This is a genomic window from Psychrobacter sp. UBA2514 (genome assembly GCF_002341255.1).
Lineage (GTDB): Bacteria > Pseudomonadota > Gammaproteobacteria > Pseudomonadales > Moraxellaceae > Psychrobacter > Psychrobacter pacificensis.
Genome location: NZ_DDNS01000052.1, coordinates 80016 through 83760, shown reverse-complemented (window position 1 = coordinate 83760; position 3745 = coordinate 80016). Strand labels below are relative to the sequence as shown.

The following is a 3745-nucleotide window of genomic DNA, read 5'->3' as shown; positions in this document are numbered from 1 at the left end:
GCTTTTATAGTGGATTGACTATAGACCATTAAAACCTGTCAAGGAAGCTTATATGAGTAACACTCTCGATACCAGTAATGATAACATTCTCTCCTCCGACAACACTCACTACTTGCACCACAACTTTTTTGAGCCAAGTGACAAAAATATTGCCATCAGCGCGACGCTATTGATTGTGCATGGGATGGCAGAGCACAGTGGTCGCTATGCAGATTTTGCACAGTTCTTGGCGGACAATGGCATCGCTGTCGCAACCTATGATCATCTTGGTCATGGTCAAACCATCAAAACCGAAGCAGATTTAGGGTTTTTTGGTGAAGAGCATCCCGTGCAGTCGCTGCTAAAAGATGTGATTGTCATGGCAGATAGCCTAAAAGCACGTCACCCCGATGTACCGCATTTTGTGATGGGCCACTCCATGGGCTCGTTTATCGTGCGTAACGTACTTAAGCATCATGCGCATAATTTTGCAGGCGCAATATTAATGGGCTCAGCAGACGTCAATCCATTGACCAAAGTTTTGCTACCTATCAATAAAGTATTGGCAAAAGTAGCACCTAGACAGCCGAACTCAGTACTTGCCAATACCATGAATAAGGTATTGAACAGTCAACTAAAGGAACGCACCGCATCCTCACAGTTTGCTTGGTTGAGTGAAAATACTGCAAATATTGAAGCCTATGAAGCTGATCCAAAGACTGGTTTTGACTTTACCAATAATGGCTTTATGACATTATTTACTTTGATGGATACTGGACTAAATAAAGGCTGGGCCACCACCATTGCCAAAAACTTCCCAATGCTATTTATCAGCGGTGAAGATGATCCTATTGGTAACATGGGACGCGGTATTCGCCGCGTGGTCAAACGCCTACATAAACAAAAATTTAACCATGTTGACATTCAACTGTATTCCAATATGCGCCATGAAGTATTACACGAAACAGACAATCAAACGGTTTATCAAGACATTTTAGCGTGGATAAAAAACATTGCACCAGACGCTTAAAGCACGATAAACAATTCATCTTGAGCAGTCTTGTGAGCGCTTTTCCTCAAGCACTGCCATAATGAAATACTGAACTTGTTTGCTAAAAGTGGTCAAATTAGCGACAATATGGCAAGCAAGTTTTTTGGCCCAGTTATCTTGTACAATCGTCCATATTTTACAAGTATTGTATTTTAAGCGGGTCCGCCCAAGTTATGTCACTATAAATACGAGTCACCTCTCCCTTTTACTTATTTTAGGAATCTTTATGTCATTACAACAAACCATCGAACAAGCTTTTGAAAACCGCAACGAATACAGCCCAAGCAACATGCCACAAGACGTGCGTGACGCAATTGAGCAAGTACTCGAGCAGTTAGATAACGGCAGCCTACGCGTTGCCGAAAAGAAAGATGGCGAATGGGTCGTCAATCAGTGGGCCAAAAAAGCGGTACTACTATCGTTCCGTTTGAACGACAACTACGTTCAAGCAGCGGGCGAGCATGTGCAGTTCTATGACAAAGTGCCAACGAAATTTGCAGATTGGACCGAAGCACAGTTCAAAGAAGCAGGCGTCCGTGTGGTACCACCAGCCGTTGCTCGCAAAGGTTCATATATCGCAGCGGGTGCGGTATTGATGCCTTCTTATGTCAACATCGGTGCGTATGTCGATCAAGGCGCGATGGTTGATACGTGGGCGACCGTTGGCTCATGTGCGCAAATCGGCAAAAACGTGCATCTATCAGGCGGTGTTGGTATTGGTGGCGTATTAGAACCGTTACAAGCCAACCCAACCATCATCGAAGACAACTGCTTTATCGGTGCGCGCTCTGAAATCGTTGAAGGCGTGATCGTCGAAGAAGGCGCTGTCATCTCTATGGGTGTCTATATTGGTCAATCTACACGCATCTATGACCGTGAGACTGGCGAGATCCATCGTGGCCGTGTACCAGCAGGCTCTGTTGTCGTACCAGGTAGCTTACCATCAGAAGACGGCACACACAGCTTGTACGCTGCCATCATCGTGAAAAAGGTAGACGCGCAAACGCGTGCAAAAACTGCTGTGAATGAGCTATTACGTTTAGACTAGTATTTTAATATTTATAGCCTCGTACCCGAACGGTACGGACGTCGATAAATCATAGTTACTAAAGACGCTGAAGAAAACTTCAGCGTCTTTTTTGCACCCTAATGCAGAGCGTTGCGTTATAATCCGTTTTTTGGTTTTGTTTTATCCAAACATAAAACGACAAATACCACAGCCTGCCTTCTTCTTTATTACGATTGATAACCGCTCCATCGCCTTATCAACCTTTAACTGTATTTGACATATTATGAGTGAATCACTATTGCGCACCGCCGCTATCCCCGTCACTGACCCTGAAGCGGGGTTACGTTTGACTGAGATTTTCTATTCCCTACAAGGTGAGGCCCTGACTTCTGGCTTGCCGACGATATTTGTACGTCTAACGGGCTGTCCGCTGCGCTGCGTCTACTGTGATACCGAATATGCCTTTACGGGCGGCGAGCGTCAGTCATTAGAAACCATCATAGACACGATCAAAAGCTATCCATGTAAGCGCATTTGTCTGACTGGCGGTGAGCCATTAGCACAGCCAAATGCGATTGAGTTGATGAAACGCTTGCTCAGCGATGGCTATGAGATATCCCTTGAGACAGCGGGCGCGCTCTCGGTGCAAAATGTACCACCAGCCGTCAGCAAAGTGATGGATATCAAAACACCAAGCTCAGGCGAAGTGGACAAAAACTTATGGTCAAATCTCGAACATCTCACCGAGCACGATCAGATCAAGTTTGTCATCATGAACCGCACAGATTATGACTGGGCAAAAGAAAAATTAGTCGAGCATAAGTTAAATGAATTGGTCGGTACCGTTTGGTTTTCGCCGATGTTCAACGTGGCAGATGATGTCGATGAAGCGCTCAGCCCTGAGGTACCTGTGTTGGCAAGAGAGCTTGCTGAATGGATGCTGGCAGATGCCTTGCCCGTTCGTTTTCAGCTGCAACTACACAAAATTATTTGGGCAGATGCCAAAGGCAAATAAAAAGACAAACCATACGCTAGTCACTGATAGAACATCCATTTAGAACAATAAATATAAATACAAATACAGGCACGTACTTTCAAGGAGGAAACATGATTCGGCTGATCTTGCTAGGACTACTGTCAGGTGCGTTTTTTAGCTCAACCTTTGTATTAAATGAGCTGATGAGCGCTGCTGGTGGGCATTGGTTTTGGTCAGCGAGCTTGCGCTACGTATTTGTGCTACTACTACTGACGGCAATGATTGCTGTTCAACACGGTATGGGACGCATCAAAGAGCTTTGGACGATTTTTCGTCAACATATAGGCTTCTGGTGCATTACTGGTAGTATTGGCTTCGGCGTGTTTTATACTGGCATCTGTTATGCAGGTGATCACGCCAGTGGTTGGGTTGTGGCGGCGACCTTTATGTTTACCGTCGTGACCAGTTTGCTTGTCTTACTGGCATTCGGACAACGCTTTGATAAAAAATTCATTTTTTATGCCCTGATTGTCTTCGTAGGCGTGGTACTGGTCAACGTCAGTGAAGGTTTGCACGCGCCTAGTGATGCCAATGCCATACCACTGACGCAAATGCTACTGTATGGCGCGCTGCCAGCACTGATCGCGGCGTTTAGCTATCCTATTGGCAATCAGTTGGTTTGGCAGGCCTCTTACAATGCGAAACAGCATAAAGCTAGACACCAAGATAG

4 protein-coding genes are annotated in these 3745 nt (G+C 45.4%); all 4 read left to right on the top strand.

Features of this window, described 5'->3' with window-relative positions; all coding sequences use genetic code 11:
* Window positions 1-52: 52 nt before the first annotated feature.
* Window positions 53-1009, top strand: coding sequence for an alpha/beta fold hydrolase (locus B3V51_RS12740; protein WP_286708538.1), 957 nt, complete (start codon window positions 53-55; stop codon window positions 1007-1009).
* Window positions 1010-1256: 247 nt separating this feature from the next.
* Complete coding sequence (gene dapD, locus B3V51_RS12735) at window positions 1257-2078, top strand: 2,3,4,5-tetrahydropyridine-2,6-dicarboxylate N-succinyltransferase (RefSeq protein ID WP_058025115.1); 822 nt, start codon at window positions 1257-1259, stop codon at window positions 2076-2078.
* Window positions 2079-2322: 244 nt separating this feature from the next.
* Entirely contained in the window at window positions 2323-3054 is a 732-nt protein-coding gene (gene queE / locus B3V51_RS12730; protein WP_240366176.1) for a 7-carboxy-7-deazaguanine synthase QueE, read from the top strand.
* A gap of 92 nt (window positions 3055-3146) precedes the next feature.
* A partial coding sequence (locus B3V51_RS12725) for a multidrug resistance efflux transporter family protein (protein WP_286708537.1) occupies window positions 3147-3745 on the top strand: 599 nt, incomplete at its 3' end.

What these genes read in the sequence shown, in the direction of transcription:
- B3V51_RS12740 (WP_286708538.1), top strand. Translation starts at nt 53, where the DNA reads ATGAGTAACACTCTCGATACCAGTAATGATAACATTCTCTCCTCCGAC.
- queE (WP_240366176.1), top strand. Translation starts at nt 2,323, where the DNA reads ATGAGTGAATCACTATTGCGCACCGCCGCTATCCCCGTCACTGACCCT.
- dapD (WP_058025115.1), top strand. Translation starts at nt 1,257, where the DNA reads ATGTCATTACAACAAACCATCGAACAAGCTTTTGAAAACCGCAACGAA.